Here is a 21,727-nt window from a genome sequence, read left to right on the forward strand (position 1 = left end):
CTCAGCCACCCGGCCGCGGCGCGCGGACGTGCACGGCCGAGCCGGTCTGCCACCAGGGCACCGCGACCGTGGCCTCGATCGCGCCGCTCAACCGCACCGTCAGGTCGTGGTGTACGACCAGCTCGCCCGCTTGCGGCGGCAAAGCGAACAGCTGCCGCAGCACGACTCCCAGCGGCTCCGCTGCCCAGGTCGTGCGACGGCCGACGCTCACCACCTCGCCGGTGACGGCCTCCGACACCAGCCGCAGATCGAGCAGAGCGGCCAGAGACGAGGCCGTTCCGGCGTCGCCGACCACCAATCTATCCGGCGGCACCGCCAGGCCGAACCACGGTCGATCGAGGACGAACGCGTCTTCCGGATCGACCACGGCGCCGGTGAGCGCGCGCACGCGATCGGGTGGCCGCAGGTCGGCGAGGTCGAGCAGGCCGGCGGCGACAGCGGCGGCCAAGCGGGCATGAGTGCGGGAGACGACCTCCGGCGAGGGAGTTCTCGACGTGTCGGCGAGCGCCTCCAACAAAGCGGCGGCCAACTCGTCGGTGATCGTCGCGGGGTCGGCGAGAACCGCGCGACAAGCGTCCGGGTCGACGCCGGCGACGGCGAACGCCGGTAACAGACCGTCGAAGTCGGTGTCGGCGGGATGGCGCAGAAGTCCCAGCGGAGTGCCGTCGACCCGCGCGTATCGGCGCAACCACCACGCGGTGTAACCGTCGGCGTCGGTGAGCAGGCGGCGGGTGCGCGGCGACCCGGCCAACTGCCGCAACGCTTCCGGCCAGGCGGCGTCATCGATCAGGTCCAGGTCACGGACGGCGACCAGCTCGGGCGGATCGTCCGGAAGCGTGGACCACCAGTGCTCCTCGTCGTCCAGATCGTGGTCCGGACCGGTCGGATCGGCTTCGACGATCACACCGAAATCCCAGCCGACGCCGACGGCGCGCAGCGCGTCCGCGCCGTAGCGTTCGACCAGTTCTGGGTCGACGGTGCCGAACGGCGCATCGGGCACCAGCAGCTCGCGCAGCGGCGCGCCGGGCAGCAGCAGTTCGTCGGCGGGCCGCGAGTCACCTTCGGTGTCGGGCAATTCGAGCAGCCCCAGCCAGGAAGACAGGGCCTCCCGGTCGGCATGCGCGGCTAGACGCAGGATGGCATCAGCGGTGTCCGGGTCGCCCGGATGGTCCTCCAGATCGGCACGCAAGCCCGGGTCGGTCAGGAGATCCTCGGCGGTGGCCGACCGCGCGCCGAGCCGAGCCAGCAGGGGATGCGCGGCCTCCGGATGCGCCAGCCTGGCCCAGTGCAGCGGGATCGCGACCTCGAGCTGATCGTCCAGCACCACGGTGCGCGGCCCCGTGACGAGTCTGCCGTCGGCCAACGGCACCGCCAGCGCGCCCAACTCCTCCGCCGCGAGCGGATCCACCACGAACGGTTCGAGCGCCGCGTAGAACGATCGCCACCAACTCGGCGGCCGCTCCAAGCCCCCGGACAACTCCGCCAGCCGAGCCAAGCCGAGCCGGTGCACGTCCAGCGCGCCCATGGCCTCGGTGTGCGCCCGTCCGGAGAGGTCCGGGATCACCAGGGGACCGACCACTTCATCGAGCAGGTCGGCCAATTCCGCGGTCAGACCGGCCAAGACGTACGCGCGGGTGGGGACGGCGATGTTCCCCGCTTCGACGTCGGCGACGGCACCCGATTCTCGGCCCCGCAGTTCGTCGTCCGCACCGGGAAAGGCGGGAGTGCCCGATCCGAGGTGGTCCGCGGTCAAGGGCTCGGGATCGCCTAGGCCTTCCGGGTAGGCGTGCCGGCGGGTGGCGACTACCGGCAGCCAAGAACGCGTCTGCAATTCGCGCAGCAGCGCTTCGCGCAGCAGGCCATCGGCCTCGCTGCGAGCGAACCCGGGCGTTGGTACCAGCACGAGCCGGTCGCGTGGCGGAAGAGCACGAGCGAAATCCGCGTAGCCGCGGGCCAGTTCGCCGAGCCGCGCGCCGGGCAGCAATCTGCGCCGATCCGGCTGCATCGGGATGTCGGCGATGAGCAAGGCGGGCAGGGACAGTTCCTCGTCCGATCTGGTCGGCGCGCGCAGCACATCGGGGGCGGCGGCCACCGGCCTGCCGTCACGCACCGGCAGCAACCAGCGGGCGCGCGGCGCGCGGTACTGCCACCAGGTGCGCTGTTCGCTGCCGGGGCCGTCGACATAGACCTCGTGCATACCGTCGCCCATGTCCTCGGCACTGCTGACGAATTCGTCCGTGCCGATCCGGATGCGGTGCAGGGCGGGCAGTTCCAGCAGCAGATCGACGGCTTCGGCGCGCATCGCGGCCAGCAGTGCGTCGGCGTCCACGTCCGCGCGCAGCCGCAGCACCACCTCGGTGTCGAGACCGTCCGCCGGTCGCGCCTCGATCGGCCAGGCCAACCGCAACACCGGTGCGGCGAATTCGCCCGCATCGACCGCAGGTAAACGGATCTCGTTGCGGTGCAGAGCGTTCCGGGTCTCGGCACGCGAGAACCACAGCGACCCGGAGGCCGACCGCAACTCGATGTCGTCGCTCACCGCGAGCACCGCGGTGAAACCGACACCGAATCGACCGACGGTCCCGCCGTCGGACTTCCCCGACGCGCGCAAGGCGGTGAGCGCGTGCACACCGGAGACGTCGAGCGGCGCACCGGTATTCCCGACGTGCAGGTCACGACCGTCCAGCCAGACCACGACAGCGCCGTCCACGCCCGCCCTGCGCGCGGCGTCGGCGGCATTCTGCGCCAACTCGGTCAGCAAGCGGTCCCGATAGCCCGCGCGCACCAGGTCGTTCTCGGTAGCGGCGTCCTCACGCAACCGCGTCGGCGAATCACGCCATGCGGCGAGCACCGCCGCTCGCAGCGCCGAAGTGCCGAACGGGTCGGCGGCGTCGCTCAGTTCCGCGGCGATGACCAGAACTCCGGCCGTGCCTCGGAACCCGGAGCATCAGCGATACCCGACTCGGATCGCGCGTCGGCGTCATCGGCGACCGGCGTAGCGGTGGGTTCCGGTGCGCCAGGCGTGTCCGCCTGGGACGACGATGCGGGCTCGTGCGCCTGCGACACGGCGTCGGAAGCCTCGGCCACATTCGGATCGGCTGCGACGGATTGCACCGGGGTCGACTCGACGGCCTCCGTCGTCGCGTCACTCGATCCGGCTGCTTCGCTCGACTCGACAGCGTCCGGTTCGGTCGCGCGCGCGTCGACGGCATATCGATCGTCAGAACCCGGCGACGCATCACCGCTCGTTACCCCGGGTGCACGTGATCCCGTCGTGCCCGACTCGGACTCCGCCGCACCGGCCTCGCGATCGGTCGCCACCGCGGGACGCGTGGCGGCATCGGCGTTTTCCGTATCGGCCGGCGTGACATCCGAACCGCTTTCACCGGCGTCCGCCGCTTCGTCCGTTCCGAGAGCCGGACCGGTGGCTGCGTCGTCCGTCGCCACGCTCGGCTCATCCGCGACCGTCCCGGCAGAGGCGGGCTCGTGGCCGGTCGGTGCTTCGGCGGCATCGTCCACGCTCGGCGTCGCACGCACGGCGGGCGGGATGCTCGATTCGGTGAACGCGGCGGCGGCGTCGATTTCGCCGACCTCGGCGGCGCTGACCTCGACGAACTCGACCACATCGCGGTGCGTAGCCGCCGTGCTGCCCGCGGGCTGGGCGGTCGCGCCCGAGCCCTCGACGGTGGTGCTTTCCTCCGAGGCGGCGGTGTCCTCCGTCGCCTCGTCACCTTCGACAGCCGCGAGTGCTTCCGCGATGCCGGAATGCTCGCCGCCGGCGGCGATCGCGGCGGCGTCGTCTTGGGCGAAGACCGCATCTCGAGCGACGACCGGGTTCTCGGTCACCGCAGCGTTCTCGGCGACCTCTTCGTGCCCGATCGCCGCGGTTTCCTCGATCACCGCGGCGCGCTCACCGAGTGCGGCATCCTGGCGGAACGCGGGATCGCCGGTCGTGGCGGTGGTCTCGGACCGGTCCTCCGGCGCGATGGCAGCTTCCCCGGAAACCGCAGGAGCCCGCACGTCCACAGCCTTCTCGACGACCGCGGCACCCTCGCCGGTCGAGACGTCTTCAGCAGGCGCAGCGGCCACGGCGGCATCCCCGGCCACGGCTGCGCCTTCGGCGACTCCCGGATCGGCGGCCACTGCGACATTCTCGGCGGCCGCACCGTGCGGATCGATGTCCTCGGTTGTCGGCGCTTCGTCCGCGCCCTGCGGGGCCACGCGAGAGTCGGCGGTTTCGAGCGAGATCACCTCTATGGCCGCGTCGTCGTACGCCTCGAACAGCGGCGACCCGTTACCGGCTGGAACCTCGGTATCCGAGTGCGCGCCGCAGCCATAGGCGACGTGGACAACGCGCCCGTCCGCACCCATGGCATTGCCGCAGACACCGAACGCGGCGCGCAGCGACCCGGCGAGTGGCAGATAGAAGCCGCAGGTCCCGCAGGTGGCGGGCGCGGCCTTGGCCATCTCCGAGTCGGGTCCGTGTTCGGTGTACCACCGCTCGGCGGCCTCTTCGCGGCCTTCCCTGCTCATCACCTTGGTACGGCCGAGACCGACCTCGTAGGCCACCTCGTCCACCACCGGATCGCCGGTCGCGACGTAGCCCGGCACCAGGCGTGGGTCGTCGGCGGGCGGGGCGAGCAGGTCCCCTGGCGCGAGATCCCCGGGGCGGACGCGCTGCTCCCAGGGCACGAACTCGGGCGCGACCAAGGCATCGGGCCCGGGCAGCAACGCGGACTCGCTGACCGTCGCGTGGTCGGCGTCGGGCGGGGCGGCCACCACGACCGCCCACTGCCACCCGCGGTAACCGGGGAGCGTGGCCTCGAATCGGTGGGTCGCCGCACTCTCGTCCTCGGCGATCACGCCGAGGTGCGCGCCGACGGCCGACGGTTCCAACTCCAGGAGCGCACGGCGGGCCAAATCGACGGCATCGGCCAGAATCGGCCGCACGCCGGACTCCGAAACAGAAACTGCGCTCACGGCCTACATTTTGCCGTATGGAACGCAATCGGCGTGCGTTGGCCATCAGTGTGCTGGTCGGTCTGCTCATCGTGGGTGGATGCGGCGGCGTAGCGGACCAGGCACCCAGCATGAACATCGAGGTGATCGCCACCCGGCCGCACGATACGAAGGCGTTCACCCAAGGCCTGGAGGTCGACGGCGACGTGCTCTACGAGGGCACCGGGCTGGTCGGCGCGTCCGGCGTGCGCGCGTCCCGGCTCACGACCGGGGAGGAGTTGGCCAGAACTGAGTTGCCCGCCCCGTACTTCGGCGAGGGCATCACCCTCGCCGGCGCCACGCTCTGGCAGCTGACCTGGCACGACGGCGTGGCCATCGCCCGTGACCCGGCGACGCTCGCCGAACGCGGCCGGGTGAGCTACGACGGCGAGGGCTGGGGTCTGTGCGCCGGAAACGGACGGCTGGTGATGAGCGACGGCACCGACCGCCTCACCTTCCGTGATCCGGTCACCTTCGCCCCTACCGGCTCGGTCGAGCTCGACAGTCACCACGGCGCACGCCTCAACGAGCTCGAATGCGCGGCGGACGGGTCGGTCTACGCCAACGACTGGCCCACCGACACGATCCTGCGCATCGACCCGGACTCCGGCGCCGTGCTGGCGACCGCCGACGCCGCCGGTCTGCTCCCCGCGACCGCACGGGCAGGCGCCGACGCCCTCAACGGCATCGCCCAACTGCCCGGCACCGACCGGTTTCTGATCACGGGCAAGAACTGGCCGACCATGTTCGAGGTCCGCTTCGCCCCCGCCTGAGCGTGATCGCGGGTCGCGACGACGATCGCTTTCCGCCGCCACCCCGGAGCGCGCGTGAACACCCGGCCCGAGAGTGCGCCAGAATTGGAGTCGTGACTACTCCCCGCGAACCTTCCGGTCCCGACCGTGATCGGCGGGAAGGCGAGGAGGTCCCGCCGTTCGATCGGCATCCCGGTTTCGACCGATATCCGCCACCCAATGGGCCGCGGCGCCGCAGGCCGCTACCACCGCTCGGACCGGGATCCGGACGCGCCGCCGAGCGTCATGACCAGCCGGGACCGCCGCCGAGCCCGCGACGCGACCCGCCACGGCCCGCGCAGCCTCCGCCCACCAAGCCGCTCCCGGTCGGGCCCGACGCCGAGCAGCCGAAGGCCTCCGGCCGCGCGGCTCGGCACGTCTTCCCGCACCGTCCGGAGCCGCCCCGGTACAGCGAGACACCGGCCCCCGCCGAAGGCGACCATCCCGAGACCGCCGCGCAGGATCAGGGCCGGCAACCCGAGAGCCCCGATGCCGCCGGCGCGCGGCGGATGCCACGCAAACTCACGGTCACCCGCGTGGCCGCCATGCGCGGCAGGGAACTCACCGAGAAAGGCATCGCGACCTTCCAGCGCGCGGCCAAGGCCGACGGCGCGGACAAGTCCGGCCTCACGGCGCTCACCTACGCCACCATGGCGAACTTCGCCCTGGACGCCGCCATCGCGGTGGCACTGGCCAACACCTTGTTCTTCGCCAGCGCCACCGCGGAGAGCAAGACGAAAGTCGCGCTGTACCTGCTGATCACGATCGCGCCGTTCGCGGTGATCGCCCCGCTGATCGGACCGCTGCTCGATCGCCTGCAGCGCGGTCGCCGCCTCGCGCTGGCGACGTCGTTCGCGGTGCGCGCGGTGGTCGCGGTGGTGCTGGTCTTGCAGTTCGACACCTGGGCGCTGTATCCGCTCGCGCTGTGCATGATGATCGGCAGCAAATCGTTCTCCGTGCTCAAGAGCGCGGTCACGCCCCGGGTGCTGCCGCCGGACATAGATCTGGTCCGCACCAACTCCCGCCTCACGGTGTTCGGGCTGGTCGGCGGCACCATGGGCGCCGGAGCGCTGGCCGGGTCGGCCGCGGCGATCGCGGGCTCCAACGGCGCACTGGTCTTCGCGGCGCTGATCGCTTGCGGGGGGACGTATCTGAGTCTGCGCATCCCCTCCTGGGTGGAGGTGACCGAGGGCGAGGTGCCGGCGACGTTGAGCTATCACGGCGCCGACGCGCGCACCGAGGTGCTCTCGTCCGGCGCGGAGTCGTCGATCCCGCCGCGCAAGCGCAGGCAACCGCTCGGCCGCGCCGTGGTGACCGGGCTCTGGGGCAACAGCGCCATTCGTGTCCTGACCGGGTTCCTCACCTTCTATGTCGCGTTCGTCGCCAAGGCGACAGAACACCGGCCCGCGCAGCAGGCCCTCATGCTCGGTGCGGTCGGCGCGGCCGCGGCCATCGGCAATTTCGCGGGCAATGCGACGGGCGCCCGGCTGAAACTCGGCAAGCCCTCGCTGGTCGTGCTCGGCTGCACGGCGGCGTGCGCGCTGGTGGCGCTGTTCGCGACGTTCGCCGACAACCTCCTCGGCGCGGCGACCGCGGCCCTGGTGGCGGCGGGGACGAGCGCGCTGGCCAAGGTGTCGCTGGACGCCTCGATCCAGGACGACCTGCCGCCGGAGTCGATCGCCTCCGGCTTCGGGCGGTCGGAGACCGTGCTGCAACTGAGCTGGGTCGTCGGCGGTGCGGCCGGTGTGCTGCTGCCGACCGACTACTGGAAGGGCTTCGCGGTGGTCACCGTGATACTCGTCCTCGGCTTGGTGCAGACTTTCCTCAGCTTCCGAGGCCACTCGCTACTGCCCGGCCTCGGCGGCAACCGTCCCCAGCACGCGGAGCAAGAGGTGCCGACGACCCGGCCGCACGGATATCCGGCGAGCGCGCCTCGGGCGGAGGACCCGGCGCCGCGCGACGGTGACGCCGAACGCTTTCGACGAGGGCAAGGAGACCCGATCTGGTGAGCAAGCTCAACGCACGCACGATCGCCGCGCTGGCCGCGGTCGCACTGCTCGTGCTCACCGTCGCCTTCGTGGGCGTGCTAGCGGTGCTGGTCCACGACGCCGAGAAGCCCGACGTCACCCTCACCGCCTACGCACACGGCAAGACGGTCACCGTGCGGCCGTTCAGCTACTGCTCGGTGACCATGCAGGACTGCAGCATCCTGCCCGAGGACAATGTCCCCGGCACCGTGTTCACGACGCTGAATTGCGGGCCCGACACGCCGGATTGCCACCGTGGCCGCACCGTCGACCTGGAAGTGCCCGCCGGTTACCCACTGCAGCTGTCGCTTCCGAAGAAGGTCGCCGACGCGCCTTGGCTCGCACAATTGGTCTACCTTTTGCCGAACGGCGAGAAAGTCGACCAGGTGATCAGCCGCAACGACTACCCGGACCGGGCCTTCGCCCTCACCATCGATTCCAAACCGGAGCCGGACCTGCGCCTCATCGGCGTGGAGTTCCAGCTGCCGATCCTCGCCCGCGACGAAACGGGCCGGGAGTTCTACGTGCCGCACGCCACCTGGTCGATCAGCACGGCGTAGCGAGTCTCGGACGCAACGTCTTTCGCCGACTCCGCAGACGCCGGTGCGCGTTCCGAGCGCACGGCGCCTGCACGGTGGCCGGGCAGGACTCGCCCGAAACCCGCTGCGGGTCGGATGAATCCACCGATGGACGGCCACGAACGATCGGCGTCAGAAGTCCGGCAACCGGGCTTCCCTCGACCTCCGCGGCCCCAAAACGCCTACCTCGAGTGAATTCGGCCCGACGGCCGCCCGGATGAAGCGAAATCGAGCGGAATCAGTGGTCCAGTTCGCGCGCCACCGCGCGGACGACTTCCGAGATGCGCTGCGCCGTCTTGCGATCCGGGTACTTGCCCTTACGCAGGTCCGGCTGCACCTTCGCCTCGAGCAAGGTGATCATGTCCTCGACCATGCCGTGCAGCTCGTCCGGCGTGTGCCTGCGCGCGGCAGGCTCCTTGCGCGCGTTGCGTTCCTGGCCCTGCCGGACCGACGGCGGCGCCTCGAGCAGCTTGAGGCTCAGCGCCTGGGGGCCGCGACGGCCTGCGGCCATGCCGAATTCGACGCGCTGGCCGGGCTTGAGGCCCTCGACGCCCTGGGGCAGCGCGGACGAGCGCACGTAGACGTCCTCACCCTCGTCCTGGGAAAGGAAGCCGAAGCCCTTTTCGACGTCGTACCACTTCACCCTGCCGGTCGGCACTGCGCTCACCCGTTCATCATCGAAAACTCGGACCCCTACGGCCCGAGCACATCCGTCTACCGGGCCGGTCGCGCGACCGGCCCTTTTCCTGTGCGAAAAGAACGCGCCCAGCAGGATTGCAGGACGCGATTGCTATCGAGTCTACCCCGGTGCGAATAACGCAAGCACATCAGTTTTACCGTCGAACCGTGACGAACCCTTCCGCTCCGACCCCGCCCGGCGGCGCCCCACGGCGGCGCGGCGACTGGTTGCTGCAACTCGCGCTCTCCGTGTTCGCGCTGGGATTGCTGGCTATCGTCGCGATTTTCGCGATCCCCTTGCTGACCGACGGCGAGCCGGGGCTGTGGCTCTACTTCGGGGCGATGCTCGCGCCGCTGGGGTTCGTGCTCGCGCTCGCCTTCGCGCTGCGCTCGGGCCGCCGGTCGCGCTGAAGCGGAGTGATCATCTCCGATCCGACACCGAACCGGTTACCCGATGCGATCGTTACCCACTCCAGTGTGTGATCCTCATCACATTACGAGTAGATCACGAAGCGGTGACGACCGGCCGCGGGTGCGGCCGCGGCGCCTCTAGCTGCATGAAGCCTCCTTCCCGGTCCGATATCGCGTCGAGACCCGTTGGTACACGCCGGTTACCAAATAGTGATTTTTCCCGCGGTTCGTCGTACGGTCTTATCCAGCCGGGGCACCCCCGGCGACCACCGGCCCGCCGCACCGAGCCTCGCCCCGCGGGTACCGGATCCCCCGACGGAAACGTAGGGGCGAGGGCGGAACGGACGACCTCTCAGTCCGAACCAGAACCGAAGATGTCGCAGGTGCGTCGAGAGGAAGACGAACCCGATATGAGTGGACGCCATCGCAAGCCAAGCTCGACCGGACGCACGGTAGCCAAGGTTGCCGTGACCGGAGCCATCATCGGCACCGCCGGTGTGGCCTTCGCAGGCAACGCCAGCGCGGCACCCGACTCCGACTGGGATCGACTCGCTCAGTGCGAGGCCGGCGGCAACTGGGGCATCAACACCGGCAACGGTTTCCAAGGCGGGCTGCAGTTCTCGCCCAGCACGTGGCGCGCCCACGGCGGTCAGGAATACGCCGCCAGCGCCAACCAGGCCAGCCGTGAACAGCAGATCGCGGTCGCCGAGAAGGTGCTCGCCTCGCAGGGTTGGGGCGCTTGGCCCTCCTGCTCCTCGAAGCTGGGCCTGAGCAGCGCGCCGAGCCCGCGCTCCGCGCCCGCCACCGCCGAGACCCCGCGCTGGAACCCCGCGCCGCAGCTCGCTCAGTCAGCGCCTGCCGCGCCTGCCGACACGCAGCAGATCTTCTCGGCCGTCGACCGCGCTCTCGAGGTCGTGCAGAGCCAGGGCGTCCAGGTGCCCAAGGAAGCTCTCGACTTCTTCAACGCCGCCAAGTCCAGCGGAGTCACCCTCGACCCCGCGATCGTGAACTTCTACGAGGCGAACAAGGGTCTGCTCCCCTCCTGACCCGAAGGCTTCAGCAAGAAGGGCCCCGCATCAACGTGGATGCGGGGCCCTTCTCCGTAGCCGAGAACGTTCCGGTCGCGCGCTCAGCGGTTGATCACCGTGTTCGGGTGCATGTAAGGCAACTGCTCAGCCGGGACCGGGAACTCGGTGTCCTCGCCGTAGGGCGAGAGACCACCGGATCGGGCCGAAGAGAGCTCGGTGACCGCGGGGTCACCGTCGGCGACCTTCGGCCAGCCGTTGTCGACGTAGGATTTCTTCGATTTGTTCACCACGGCCCCATGCTAGCCCGGCCGCTCAACCAGGATGCCCCGCAGCCCGTAGCTCCGGACGTCGGCGGGCGATCGCCCAGCATCGTAGGCTGGATCGGATGACCGTGACCGACTCCCTTGCCGGATGGCTCGGTGCCCGCAGTGATGCCCAGCTCGTGACGCTGCTGCAGCTTCGGCCCGACCTGGCCGTCCCGCTGCCCTCCGCCATGGCCGTGCTCGCCGCCCGCGTCGAACAGCGCGCGTCGGTGCTGCGCGCCACGGAGGACTTGAACACCCTCGAATTCGCCATCGTGGAAACCCTTGCGATGCACGGGGTGACGCGCACCGACGGCGGCACGCTGCGCCGCGCCGAGTTGCATGTGCAATTGAGCGAACGGGTGCCGGCCGCCGCGATCGATGAGGCGCTGGAGCGGCTGACCGCTCGCGCGCTGGTCTGGATCGACGCCGAGCAGGGACTGCACCTGATTCCGGCGGCCGCCGAGGCGTTGCCGTGGCCGATCGGCACCGCGACCGAGATCCCCGACGCGCTCACCGAACCCGAGGTGGTCGCGGCGCTGCCCGAGCTGCCGCCCGCCGAACGGTCCCTGCTGGACAAGTTGGCCGCGACAGGGCCTCGTGGCCGCACCAAGGACGCCGCACCGGGCACTCCGGCCGAGCGGCCGATCCAGCGGCTGCTGGCGCGCAGGCTGCTGCACCGGATCGATGACGAGACCGTCGAACTCCCGGTCACCGTCGGCCAGGTGCTGCGAGGGGAACCGGTCACCCACCCGCATGCCCTGACGCCGCCGCGACCGGAGCCGGCGAAATACCCGCCCGCCGATGTGAACGCGGTCGCGGCGGGCGAGGTCGGCGAGCTGCTGCGGCACTGCGCGGCCGTGCTCGAGGTGCTCGGCCATGCCCCGGCTCCCGCGTTGCGCGCGGGCGGCCTGGGCGTGCGCGAGCTGCGCCGCATCGCCAAGCAGGTCGGTGTCGACGAGCCGAGGGCGGGTTTGCTGGTCGAGCTGCTGGCGGCCGCGAAATTGATCGAGAAGGGTTTGCCGGACCCGCCACCGGACTTCGAGACGACCGACGACTTCTGGGCGCCGACGCCACTGGTGGACGCCTGGCTGGAAGCGCCGCCCGCCCGGCGCTGGGCCGCCCTCGGACTGACCTGGCTCGAATTGGATCGGATGCCGTGGATGATCGGCATGCGCGACGCCAACGACAAACCGCTGGCCGCGCTGTCGCTGGAACTGCGCACCCCGACCGCGCCGCGCGACCGGCACGCGATCCTCGCCCTGCTGGCGGAATATCCGTCCGGCACCGCGCTGGCCCCAACGGAAATCGGCCGGGTACTGGCCTGGCGGCAGCCGCGCAGGCGCAGGAATTTCCGGCCGGAGGTGGTCGAACAGACGCTGGCCGAGGCGGCGGCGCTCGGGTTGATCGGCCGCGGCGCGCTCGGCTCGGCGGCGCGGGCGCTGCTGCACGCGGCGCCGACCAGCGTGGCCGACGCCGAGGCGGAGATGGAGGCGGCGCTGCCGGAGCCGGTGGACCACGTGCTGGTGCAAGCCGATCTCACGGTGATCGCACCCGGCCCGTTGACCACCGATCTCCAGCGTCGCGTCGCCCTCGTCGCCGACGTCGAATCCGCGGGCGCCGCAACGGTATACCGGATCGGAGAGTCCTCGGTGCGGCGCGCGCTGGACGCCGGGCTGACGGCGGCGGAGCTGCACGCGCTGTTCGCCGCGCATTCCCGGACGCCGATCCCGCAGGCACTGACCTATCTGATCGATGACGTGGCCCGGCGTCACGGCCAGTTGCGCGCGGGTATGGCCCAGTCGTTCATCCGCAGTGACGACCCGGCGCTACTGGCCCAAGTACTGTCCGCGCCGGTGGCGAGCGCGCTGGCGCTGCGATCCATCGCCCCGACCGTCGCCATCGCCCAAGCGCCGCTCGGCGAACTGCTCGAGCAGCTGCGCGCGGCCGGTTTCGCGCCCGCGGGTGAGGACTCGAGCGGCGCGATCGTCGATCTGCGGCCGCGGGGCGCGCGGATCTCGGTGCGGCCCGTCGCACGGCAGCCGTATCGGCCGACACCGCCCAGCACCGAACAACTCGAACTGCTCGTCACGGAATTACGCGCGGGCGAACGCGCCGCCAGTGCCCGGTCCGGTCAAGCGGTACGCACGGACGGCACGCGGACCAATACCGCCGCCACCCTCGCCCTGTTGCAGCTCGCGGCGCGGGTGCGACGGTCGGTGAACATCGGCTACGTCGACGCCCAAGGCGTCGCTTCCCAACGGGTGGTGGAGCCGTTGAAGGTGGGCAACGGGCAGCTGGACGCGCTGGACCCGGTCACCGGCGCGGTCCGGCACTTCACGCTGCACCGGATCGCGTCGGTTGCCCTGCTGGAATGATCAGCCCTTGGGCTTGGCGGTGCAGAAGGTGACCTTCGGGTCCGTTTCGATGAGGCGGAAGCCGTCGGCGTCCTGGTCGCACAGCAATTCGTCGGCCTTGCCGTCGATCCGCTTCAGCACCTTGAAGGTGGCGTCCGAGGCAGCGCAGTCGACGTGCTTGTATCCGGTCGTGCTGCTCTCGTTGTAGCAGCTGCCTTCCTTGAAGTTCGGGGCCAGGCACAGGAAGGCGGTGGTACCGCCGGCCAGGGTCTCCTCGTAGGAGGTGTAGTCGGCGGCGCAGTCGGTCTTCTTGTCGTAGGACTGCGCGACCTTGTACACGGCTTTGTCCGACGAGCAGTCGACCGGTTCGGTCTTGGAGTCGACCGCCGAGCCCTCGATGACGTTGATGCAGTCGCCGGCCTTGGCCTTGGCGGTGTCCGACTTACCCGCGTCCTCGATCAACGAACAGCCGGCCACCGTGACCACCACCGCGGCCACCGCGACGAGGGCGAGCACGATCCGTGCCAGCAACCTCGCTCCTGGAAACTTCACCTGAAAACCTCTCTCACCGAAACGTTCACGTGCTCGTGAACGCGGTGAGGATACCCGCACGACCTGAGCGGCCGCATCAGCCCGCGGGCGACCTGGCACGGGGGCGGCCTAGATGCTGTGCGTGCCGTACAGCCCCATGAGCGCGTAACCGAGGATGCTGGGGAGCAGACGGCCGAGCAAGAAGAACGCAGAGTAATTCACTAGCAACGCCTTTCGCGTATTCCATGCAACTGGACTCTTGTCCGGTATGCGGAGTGTGTCGTCGCCCGAGACCGAGTCGTTACGCTTGGGCAGTATGACGGTCGAGGACGTCGCACGCGACCTGTACGGGTTGGCGCCCGCGGATTTCGTCGCGGCGCGCGCCGACCGGGCGGCCGCCGCGAAACAGTCGGGTGACAAGCAACTGGCGGCCGCCATCGGCAAGCTGCGTAAACCCACCCTGACCGCGTGGGCGGCGAACCTGCTGTCCAGGGCGGCGCCCGAGGACGTGGCCGCCCTGCTGCGGCTGGCCGCCGCGCTGGCCGCCGCGCAGCGAAAACTCTCGGCCGAACAGCTGCGCGAGCTGACCGCGCAGCGCCAGCAACTGGTCAACGCCCTCGCCAAGAAGGCGGGGGCGCTCGCCGCCGAACACGGGCATCCGGTCGGCGAGAACGTCGTCCGGGAGATCGGCCAGACCTTGACCGCCGCACTCGCCGATCGGGACGTAGCCGATCGGCTGCGTGCCGGAACACTCGCTACGGCCGCGAGCTACGAAGGCTTCGGACCGAGTGGACCGGGTCTGCTCGCGGTGCCCGAACGGGCCACGCGGCCCGGACGAGCGGCCGTGCGGCAGCCCGACGACAGCGCGCGCCGAGAACTGCGGGAGGCCGAGGAGGCGCTCGAAACCGCCCGTGCCGAGGAGGATTCGGCCGGAGCCGCGTTCGAAGAAGCGACCGGAGAACTGTCCTCGGCCGAGGAACGCGTCGCCGCGCTGCGCGACGAGCTCGAGCACGCCGAACAGCAGCGGCAGTTCCGCAAGTCGGCCGAGCGGTCGGCGAAGGACGAGTTGCACGCGGCGCGCCGTCAGGTGGAGCGAGCCGAACGCAGGCTGGCGAAGGCCAGGCAGCGCGCCGGGGACGACTGACGGGTCAGCTGCGCAGGACGCCCGGAAACAGGTACTCCTCCGGCGGCGGCGCGGTGGTGTTCAGCCACGCGTGGAAGAACCCGGTCAGGTCCATGGGTGAGCGGGACTGCACGAAAGCGCGGAATTCTGGCATCGAGGCATTGCCGTAGGCATGCGCGGCGAGGAAGTCCCGAACAGCCGCGAAGAACACCTCGTCGCCGATCTGCTTGCGCAGCGCGTGCAGGAACAGCGGGCCACGGTAGTAGACGGAGGTGAACTCCTTTCCCACGCCGGGGTCCTCCAACGGGATGTTCCAGTACTTCTCACTGTCGCGGTATTTGCGGATGGTCTCGCGGTACTGGTCGTCGACGTTCTTGCCGTCCATCCGCTCCGGCCACAGGTAGTCGGCGGTATAGCTGGCGAAGCATTCGTTCAGGCAGATGTCCGACCACCGGCGTATCGACACCCAGTCGCCCCACCACTGGTGCGCGATCTCGTGCACGACAGTCTGCAGATCGATCGACGGCGCGTAGAGCGGGCGGGTCTGGGTCTCCAGCGAGAACGTGATGCCCGCGTCCACGTGGATGCCGCCTGCGGCCTCGAACGGGTAAGGGCCGTAAATCTTTTCGGCGAAGTCGAGGATCTCCGGCAGGCGCTGTTCCAGCTCGCGCTGATCCTGCTCCACATTCGGGGCGAACGCGCTGATCAGCGGAATGCCGTTAGCCCTGCGCTGCTCGAGGTAGTCGAACTTGTCGATCGCGACCGTGGTCAGATAGCCGACCACCGGCTTGGCGTTGAACCAGCGGACCGTCCGCTTGTCGCCGCGCACCACGTCCTCGATGCGTACGCCGTTGGAGATCACCTCCCACTCCGCGGGAACGGTGGCGTTCAGGCTGAACGTGGCCTTGTCCAGCGGGGTGTCGTTGAGCGGGTACCAAGTCGTCGCCGAGTGCGGCTCACCGGCGACGAACGCGCCGCCGCTGGGTGCGAAGGTCCACCCCTCCCCTTCGGCGTTCACCGCGGGGCCCGCGTAGTCCACCGTGACGGTGAACGGCAGGCCTGGCAGCAGCGGCAACGTCGGCGTGACGGTCAACTCGTGCTCGCCGTTGCGGTCGAAGTCGGCGGGCAGCCCGTTGACCGCCACCTCGCGCACATCGGGCCCCGCGTAATCGAGGTTGAACACGCGCAGGGGCTGGGTGGCGTGCGCGGTGATCGTGGTGGTGCCTGCCAGTTTCCGGCTGGGCGGGTCGTAGTCGATGCCGACGTCGTAGTGCTGGACGTCGTAGCCACCGTTGCCGTCGAGCGGATAGTACGGATCGCCCAAGCCCGGCGCGCCGACCAGTGGGTCCGGGGGCGGCTCCGCGTGCGCGGGCACCTGAGACACCGCGGCGAACACACACGCGACCGCGGCGCACATCCGGCCGGACAACCACATACGGACAACCACCCCTTTCCACCCCGCCTCCCGCCGGTACCGGCGCACCGACTTCGCTGGATGGTAGCGGCTTCAGTCGCCGCTTCCGGTCAGCGCCACCGACGCGCCGACACCGAAGATCATCACCCCGCCCGCGCCGCCGATCGCCTCCAGCCTGCGCGGCGACTTGGCGAACCAGGACCTCGCCGAGGCGGCCAGCAGTGCCCACGCGCTGTCGGAGACCAGCGCGATGGCCAGGAAGACCGTGCCGAGCAGCAGGAACTGCCACGACAGCGACCCGGAGGCCGGGTCGGCGAAGTGCGGCAGCACCGCGGAGAAGAAGACGATCGCCTTGGGATTGGTGAGCCCGACGACGGCGCTCTGCCGCAGCACCCGCGTGTTCGGGGCCGGTTCGACCGCGGCGCCCAGCGCCTCGCGCAACGCCGAACGCTGACGGATCGCTTGGATTCCGAGATACATCAGATACAGCGCACCCGCGAACTTGACCACGGTGAGCGCCAACGCCGACGCGGTCAGTAAAGCGCCGAGCCCGATCGCGACCAGGACCAGTGCCGCGTAGACGCCCATGGCGTGCCCGAGCACCGACAGCAGGGCCGCGCGCCGGCCGAGCGTGAGCGCGCGACCGACCGTGAAGAGTACGCCGGGACCGGGCACGACGATGATGACGACCGCGGCGGCGACGAATGCCAGCAGATTGGACGCTGGAACCATCCTTCGAGTCTAGGCGACAGCGCAACCGATAAACCCCGCGGACACAGCCGGATTCAGGAGCCGAGTTCGCCCGGTAGCTGGTGCGGATCGAGCAGCAGGCGTTTCGTGGTGGTGCGCCGCACCTTCTCCGCGAGCGCGAGGTTGTCGGTGAGCAGCCGCCACTCGGTCTCGCTGATCGCGGCGCGGGCGCGGGCGATGACCGAGTCGTCGGTCGTGCCCCAAGCGATCGGCATGGCGCTCACCGACTGCCAGCGCTGACCCACCTGGCGCGGCGCGCGGTCGGTCCGCACCGCGACCGACGGCACGCGCTCCCCGGCCCTGGCCTGGTGACCGGGCAGGTCGCGGACCTTCCTGGTCACCAAGGCGTAGCGCGGATCGCGCGTATCCGGCGCGGACACATCGACCAAAGCGAGCAGCACGACACCCGACGGGCGCGCCTCCGAAACCACCGCGGGTACCAGCTCACCGTCCGCGTAGAGCTTGTCGATGCTGGAATGCCACGGTGTCCACAAGGCCACCCACAGCGCCGTCACCGTGCCGAGCGCGAAGGCGACCGCGAGCAGATACGCCCACGGATGGTCCAGCCAGATCAGCAACGCCGTGCCCGCCGCCGCGACCACCGTGGCGGCGATCGCCAGCAGGCGCAGGCGGCGAAGGTCGGCGAAGACTTCGTTCACCGCGTGGGCGTGCTTGCGGTCCACCGCGAATTCGAAGTGTCGCACGCCCTTATTCCTAGCACAGTTTGTGGAGGGGATGCCTCCGCTTATCCGATGGCGGGTCCGAGCAAGTCGTCGGCATCCGTGATGCGGTAGGCGTACCCCTGTTCGGCGAGAAAACGCTGGCGATGCGCGGCGTATTCGGCGTCCAGGGTGTCGCGCGCGACGACCGAGTAGAAATGCGCCTGTCCGCCATCGTGTTTCGGACGCAAGAGCCGCCCGAGACGTTGCGCCTCCTCCTGTCGCGAGCCGAAGGTACCCGAAACCTGGACGGCCACGGACGCTTCCGGCAGATCGATGGAGAAGTTCGCCACTTTGCTCACCACGAGCACCGGAATCTCGCCGCGCCGGAACGCGTCGAAGAGTTCCTCCCGCTCCTTGGTCTTCGTCGACCCTTGGATCACGGGTGCGTCGAGCGCGACCCCGAGTTCGTCCAGTTGGTCCAGGTACGCGCCGATGACCAGGCTCGGCGCATCCTGGTGCTGAGCCAGGATCGACTCGACCACGGCGATCTTGGTGTGTGCGGTGGAGCACAGCTTGTAGCGCTCCTCCGGCTCGGCGGTCGCGTAGGCCATCCGCTCGGCGTCGGTCAGCGTGACCCTGACCTCGATGCAGTCGGCCGGAGCGATCCAGCCCTGGGCCTCGATGTCCTTCCACGGCGCGTCGTAGCGCTTCGGGCCGATCAGCGAGAACACGTCGCCCTCGCGGCCGTCCTCGCGCACCAGGGTGGCCGTCAGGCCGAGCCTGCGGCGGGACTGGAGATCCGCGGTCATCCGGAAGACCGGCGCGGGCAGCAGGTGCACCTCGTCGTAGATGACCAGCCCCCAGTCGCGGCTGTCGAACAGTTCCAGGTGCTTGTACTCGCCCTTGGTGCGCCGAGTGATCACCTGGTATGTGGCGATGGTGACCGGGCGGATCTCCTTGCGCTCCCCGGAGTACTCGCCGATCTCGTCCTCGGTGAGCGAGGTGCGGGCGAGCAGTTCACGCCGCCACTGCCTGCCCGCCACCGTGTTGGTGACCAGGATCAGCGTGGTGGCCTTCGCCTTGGCCATCGCGGCAGCGCCGACCATCGTCTTGCCCGCGCCGCAGGGCAGCACCACCACCCCGGAGCCGCCCGCCCAGAACGAGTCGGCGGCCATCTGCTGGTAATCGCGCAGATGCCAGCCGTCGGTCGCGTAGTCGAGGTCGATCGGGTGCGCCTCGCCGTCGACGTAACCCGCGAGGTCCTCGGCGGGCCAGCCGATCTTCAGCAGCGTCTGCTTGATCCGGCCGCGCTCGGACGGGTGCACCACCACCGTGTCGTCATCGATGCGCGCGCCGAGCATGGGCGCGATCTTCTTGTGCCTGAGCACCTCCTCCAGCACCGCGCGATCCAGGCTGACCAGCGTCAACCCGTGGGCTGGATGCTTCACCAGCTGCAACCTGCCGTAGCGCGCCATGGTGTCCACCACGTCGACCAGCAACGGCTGCGGCACCGCGTACCGGGAGAAGCTGACCAGCGCGTCCACCACCTGTTCGGCGTCGTGCCCGGCCGCGCGCGCGTTCCACAGCGCCAGCGGCGTCACCCGATAGGTGTGCACGTGCTCGGGCGCCCGCTCCAGCTCGGCGAACGGCGCGATCGCCTGCCGCGCGGCATCGGCCAACTCGTGGTCGACCTCCAGCAGCAGCGTTTTGTCACTCTGCACGATCAGCGGACCGTCGTTCACAGTCCCTCCTCAGCTAGATTCCCCGCCATTCTCCCCGACCCCTCCGACAACCCGCAGGTTACCGGCCCTTCCCGCAGGGCGCGGGTGCGGCAGCGATCGGATGCAACGCCGGAAGAGCGCGATGTCTTCCCGCGGACCGCACCGGGACGACTCAGCCGCGCGCGAGCGCCCGTTCGGTGAGCGCGCCGACGACCGGGGCGAGCGTCGTGGCGTAACCGCTCGTCAGGTGATTGTCGTCACGGTAGACGAGGGTGTTCCCGACGATGACGGGACAGCGGGCGGTGGTGCAGAACAGCGCGGTCAGATCAGCGTACTGGCCGCCGCCCGCCGTAGCGGCCGCGCGCTCGGCGGCGATGCCCGCCTCGTCGACCGCCACCGCTCGGGCGGGGGCGCATGCGGAGGCGTCGTCGATGTGCTCGGCCACGCACGCCGGCACGGTGGCGTGTGGATCGGGGATGCCGCCGAGCACGAGGACGGCCGCGCCCGACTCGCGCAGCTGGGCGACCAGGCGACGCACGCCGTCGATCCACGCCGGGTCGTAGGTCACGAAGCCGAAGTCGCCGCCGTAGCGGCGGGACATGCCGACCACGATCAGCCGGGGCCGTTCGTGCCGTAACCGGGTCATGATCTGCCCGCGCCACTGTTCGCATTCGGTATACGTCCGCCCCAGGTAGGGGCTGGTGATGGGCAGATCGAGCAGCGGGCAGGTGACCTTCGCCATGGTCTCCAGCCGCCAATGGTGCGCTACCGACATGTTCTCGAACGCCGGTTGCCACATCGCCGCGTGGGAATCGCCGACCAACGCGACCGTGGTGGACGAGGCGGGATCGCCGGAGGCGCACTCCCCTTGGCCCACGTCAGTCCAGGAACGGAAGCAACCGTTGTCGAACACCTCCGCTCGGTCGCCGCGCGCGTTCGACAGTGCCGGCGTGAGATTCGACGGGACGTCGCGGACCTCCGCCGAGGCGGCGACCGCCGCTTGGGTCTGCGCGGTCAGCTGCTCGATCGCGGCATCGTAGGGGTCGGCGGTGGGAGTGGCCGGTGCGGCCGGTGTCGTCAGTGTGAGACTCCGCGCCGCCGTGCCGTGTCCGACCGGAGGGGGTACGAGCACGAGTAGCGCGGCCGCCACACCGATGGCCAGCGCGGTGCTCACACCACCGCAGGCGAGGCTGAGCCGGCCCGAACCGCGCAGGCGGGCCGCGAAGCGGACCGGGTTCTCGATCAACCGCTGAGTGAGCACGGCGAGCCCACCGGCCATGGCGACCGCGCCGAGTGCGCCGACCAGCCCGAGCGGGCGGCCGAGCGCATGCGGGGCCAGCACCAACACCGGCCAGTGCCAGAGATACCAGGAGTAGGACAGCCTGCCGACGGCCTGCATCTCGGGTACCGCCAGGACGCGACCGACGCCGAATCGCGGTGCGACACAGCCGCTCGCGATGACCAGGACCGCGCCGAGCACGGGCAGCAGCGCCGCGATGCCCGGATACGGGGTCTTCTCGTCGAGCCGAACGCAGGCCACGACGATCAAACCGGCTCCCGCCCACCCCGCGCAGGTGGCCACCGACTTCGGCAACCGGGACCAGAGCGCGGCCGACAGCGCCACCATGCCGCCCGCGGCCAACTCCCAGGCCCGAGTGGGCAGCGCGAAAAACGCCCACGGTGGCATGGTGCGGGTCCAGGTCAGCGCGACCGCGAAAGAGAGCGCGGCGACGACGACGAGAACGATCAGGTACGGCAGCGCGGTCGCCGAACCGCTGCGGCGCCGTCGCACGAGCCGAGCCGTCGTGATCACCAGCGCGGGCCAGATCAGGTAGAACTGCTCCTCCACACCGAGCGACCAGAAGTGCTGAAACGGTGAAGGCGGCGCGTCCGCGGCAAGGTAGTCGGTGCCCTGCAGGGCGAAGCGATAGTTCCCGGCGTACAGCGCGCTCGCGATCCCGTCGCCGAGCGCTTGGCGGCCCTGCAACGGCGGCAGCAGCACGGCCGCGCCGATCGCCGTGGCGACCAGCACGACCCCTGCGGCGGGCAGCAGCCTGCGCGCTCGCGCGCCATAGAACCGGACGAGCCCGACAGTGCCGTCGGCCGCCGATTCCCGATACAGCATTCCCGTGATGAGAAAACCGGAAATCACGAAAAATACGTCCACACCGGCAAATCCCCCACCGATTCCCGGCACACCGGCATGAAAAAGCACTACGGCCAGTACCGCGACCGCCCGCATTCCTTCGATGTCCCCCCGAAATGCCGCCCCCGGCGACACTCCGTCGATCAGCTCCGCCCGCCGATTTCCCAACCCGCTGACCGTGGCCGCCATGCGCAGCATTGTCATCGGTCC

Annotated in this window: 17 protein-coding genes; 7 read left to right on the top strand and 10 right to left on the bottom strand. The window is 70.1% G+C overall.

What is annotated here, in order from left to right:
- Position 1: 1 nt before the first annotated feature.
- Both ACIHAX_RS00545 and ACIHAX_RS00550 read right to left on the bottom strand, forming a co-directional pair.
- Positions 2 to 2,851, bottom strand: a complete 2,850-nt coding sequence (locus ACIHAX_RS00545; RefSeq protein ID WP_397275054.1) for a sacsin N-terminal ATP-binding-like domain-containing protein — start codon at positions 2,849 to 2,851, stop codon at positions 2 to 4.
- A gap of 44 nt (positions 2,852 to 2,895) precedes the next feature.
- On the bottom strand, positions 2,896 to 4,980 hold the full coding sequence (locus ACIHAX_RS00550) for a DUF3027 domain-containing protein (RefSeq protein ID WP_397275056.1): 2,085 nt from the start codon (positions 4,978 to 4,980) through the stop codon (positions 2,896 to 2,898).
- A 17-nt stretch (positions 4,981 to 4,997) separates the two neighbouring features.
- Between ACIHAX_RS00550 and ACIHAX_RS00555 the strand changes: the two genes are divergently transcribed.
- The 3 genes from ACIHAX_RS00555 to ACIHAX_RS00565 all read left to right on the top strand — a co-directional run bounded on the left by ACIHAX_RS00555 (position 4,998) and on the right by ACIHAX_RS00565 (position 8,376).
- Complete coding sequence (locus ACIHAX_RS00555; protein ID WP_355074963.1) at positions 4,998 to 5,771, top strand: glutaminyl-peptide cyclotransferase; 774 nt, start codon at positions 4,998 to 5,000, stop codon at positions 5,769 to 5,771.
- Between the two features lie 92 nt (positions 5,772 to 5,863).
- Entirely contained in the window at positions 5,864 to 7,798 is a 1,935-nt protein-coding gene (locus ACIHAX_RS00560; RefSeq protein WP_397275058.1) for an MFS transporter, read from the top strand.
- A complete protein-coding gene (locus ACIHAX_RS00565; protein WP_355074967.1) occupies positions 7,795 to 8,376 on the top strand; it encodes a DUF2771 domain-containing protein in 582 nt (193 codons plus the stop codon). Before ACIHAX_RS00560 ends, ACIHAX_RS00565 begins: the two co-directional genes overlap by 4 nt.
- 256 nt (positions 8,377 to 8,632) lie before the next feature.
- Here the strand turns inward: ACIHAX_RS00565 and ACIHAX_RS00570 are convergent, their stop codons facing one another.
- Positions 8,633 to 9,052, bottom strand: coding sequence for a cold-shock protein (locus tag ACIHAX_RS00570; RefSeq protein WP_039795090.1), 420 nt, complete (start codon positions 9,050 to 9,052; stop codon positions 8,633 to 8,635).
- Between the two features lie 188 nt (positions 9,053 to 9,240).
- On the opposite strand from ACIHAX_RS00570, the gene ACIHAX_RS00575 reads away from it, so the two are divergent.
- The gene (locus tag ACIHAX_RS00575; RefSeq protein ID WP_397275060.1) at positions 9,241 to 9,483 is read left to right on the top strand and encodes a hypothetical protein; all 243 of its coding nucleotides are present in this window, start codon (positions 9,241 to 9,243) and stop codon (positions 9,481 to 9,483) included.
- Between the two features lie 410 nt (positions 9,484 to 9,893).
- A complete protein-coding gene (locus ACIHAX_RS00580; protein ID WP_355074971.1) occupies positions 9,894 to 10,529 on the top strand; it encodes a resuscitation-promoting factor Rpf1 domain-containing protein in 636 nt (211 codons plus the stop codon).
- Positions 10,530 to 10,612: 83 nt separating this feature from the next.
- Here ACIHAX_RS00580 and ACIHAX_RS00585 read toward each other — a convergent pair whose 3' ends face one another.
- Positions 10,613 to 10,801, bottom strand: coding sequence for a hypothetical protein (locus ACIHAX_RS00585; protein WP_040864798.1), 189 nt, complete (start codon positions 10,799 to 10,801; stop codon positions 10,613 to 10,615).
- 95 nt (positions 10,802 to 10,896) lie between these two features.
- Between ACIHAX_RS00585 and ACIHAX_RS00590 the strand changes: the two genes are divergently transcribed.
- Positions 10,897 to 13,191, top strand: a complete 2,295-nt coding sequence (locus tag ACIHAX_RS00590) for a helicase-associated domain-containing protein (protein ID WP_355074973.1) — start codon at positions 10,897 to 10,899, stop codon at positions 13,189 to 13,191.
- On the opposite strand, the gene ACIHAX_RS00595 is transcribed toward ACIHAX_RS00590, so the two are convergent.
- Complete coding sequence (locus tag ACIHAX_RS00595; RefSeq protein ID WP_355074975.1) at positions 13,192 to 13,722, bottom strand: hypothetical protein; 531 nt, start codon at positions 13,720 to 13,722, stop codon at positions 13,192 to 13,194.
- Between the two features lie 295 nt (positions 13,723 to 14,017).
- On the opposite strand from ACIHAX_RS00595, the gene ACIHAX_RS00600 reads away from it, so the two are divergent.
- Positions 14,018 to 14,845 (top strand): hypothetical protein, encoded by an 828-nt coding sequence (locus ACIHAX_RS00600; RefSeq protein ID WP_397275063.1) that lies wholly within the window; start codon positions 14,018 to 14,020, stop codon positions 14,843 to 14,845.
- A gap of 4 nt (positions 14,846 to 14,849) precedes the next feature.
- Here the strand turns inward: ACIHAX_RS00600 and ACIHAX_RS00605 are convergent, their stop codons facing one another.
- The 5 genes from ACIHAX_RS00605 to ACIHAX_RS00625 all read right to left on the bottom strand — a co-directional run bounded on the left by ACIHAX_RS00605 (position 14,850) and on the right by ACIHAX_RS00625 (position 21,706).
- A complete protein-coding gene (locus ACIHAX_RS00605; protein WP_397074130.1) occupies positions 14,850 to 16,271 on the bottom strand; it encodes a M1 family metallopeptidase in 1,422 nt (473 codons plus the stop codon).
- A 60-nt stretch (positions 16,272 to 16,331) separates the two neighbouring features.
- Positions 16,332 to 16,970: a LysE family translocator gene (locus ACIHAX_RS00610; protein ID WP_355074981.1), complete on the bottom strand. Its 639-nt coding sequence runs from the start codon at positions 16,968 to 16,970 to the stop codon at positions 16,332 to 16,334.
- Positions 16,971 to 17,023: 53 nt separating this feature from the next.
- Positions 17,024 to 17,692: a DUF3239 domain-containing protein gene (locus ACIHAX_RS00615; protein WP_355074983.1), complete on the bottom strand. Its 669-nt coding sequence runs from the start codon at positions 17,690 to 17,692 to the stop codon at positions 17,024 to 17,026.
- 41 nt (positions 17,693 to 17,733) lie between these two features.
- On the bottom strand, positions 17,734 to 19,392 hold the full coding sequence (locus tag ACIHAX_RS00620) for a DNA repair helicase XPB (protein WP_355074985.1): 1,659 nt from the start codon (positions 19,390 to 19,392) through the stop codon (positions 17,734 to 17,736).
- Positions 19,393 to 19,543: 151 nt separating this feature from the next.
- Complete coding sequence (locus tag ACIHAX_RS00625) at positions 19,544 to 21,706, bottom strand: acyltransferase family protein (RefSeq protein WP_397275066.1); 2,163 nt, start codon at positions 21,704 to 21,706, stop codon at positions 19,544 to 19,546.
- Between the last annotated feature and the right edge of the window lie 21 nt (positions 21,707 to 21,727).

The sequence above is a fragment of the Nocardia sp. NPDC051929 genome, assembly GCF_044548645.1.
Taxonomy (GTDB): domain Bacteria; phylum Actinomycetota; class Actinomycetes; order Mycobacteriales; family Mycobacteriaceae; genus Nocardia; species Nocardia sichangensis.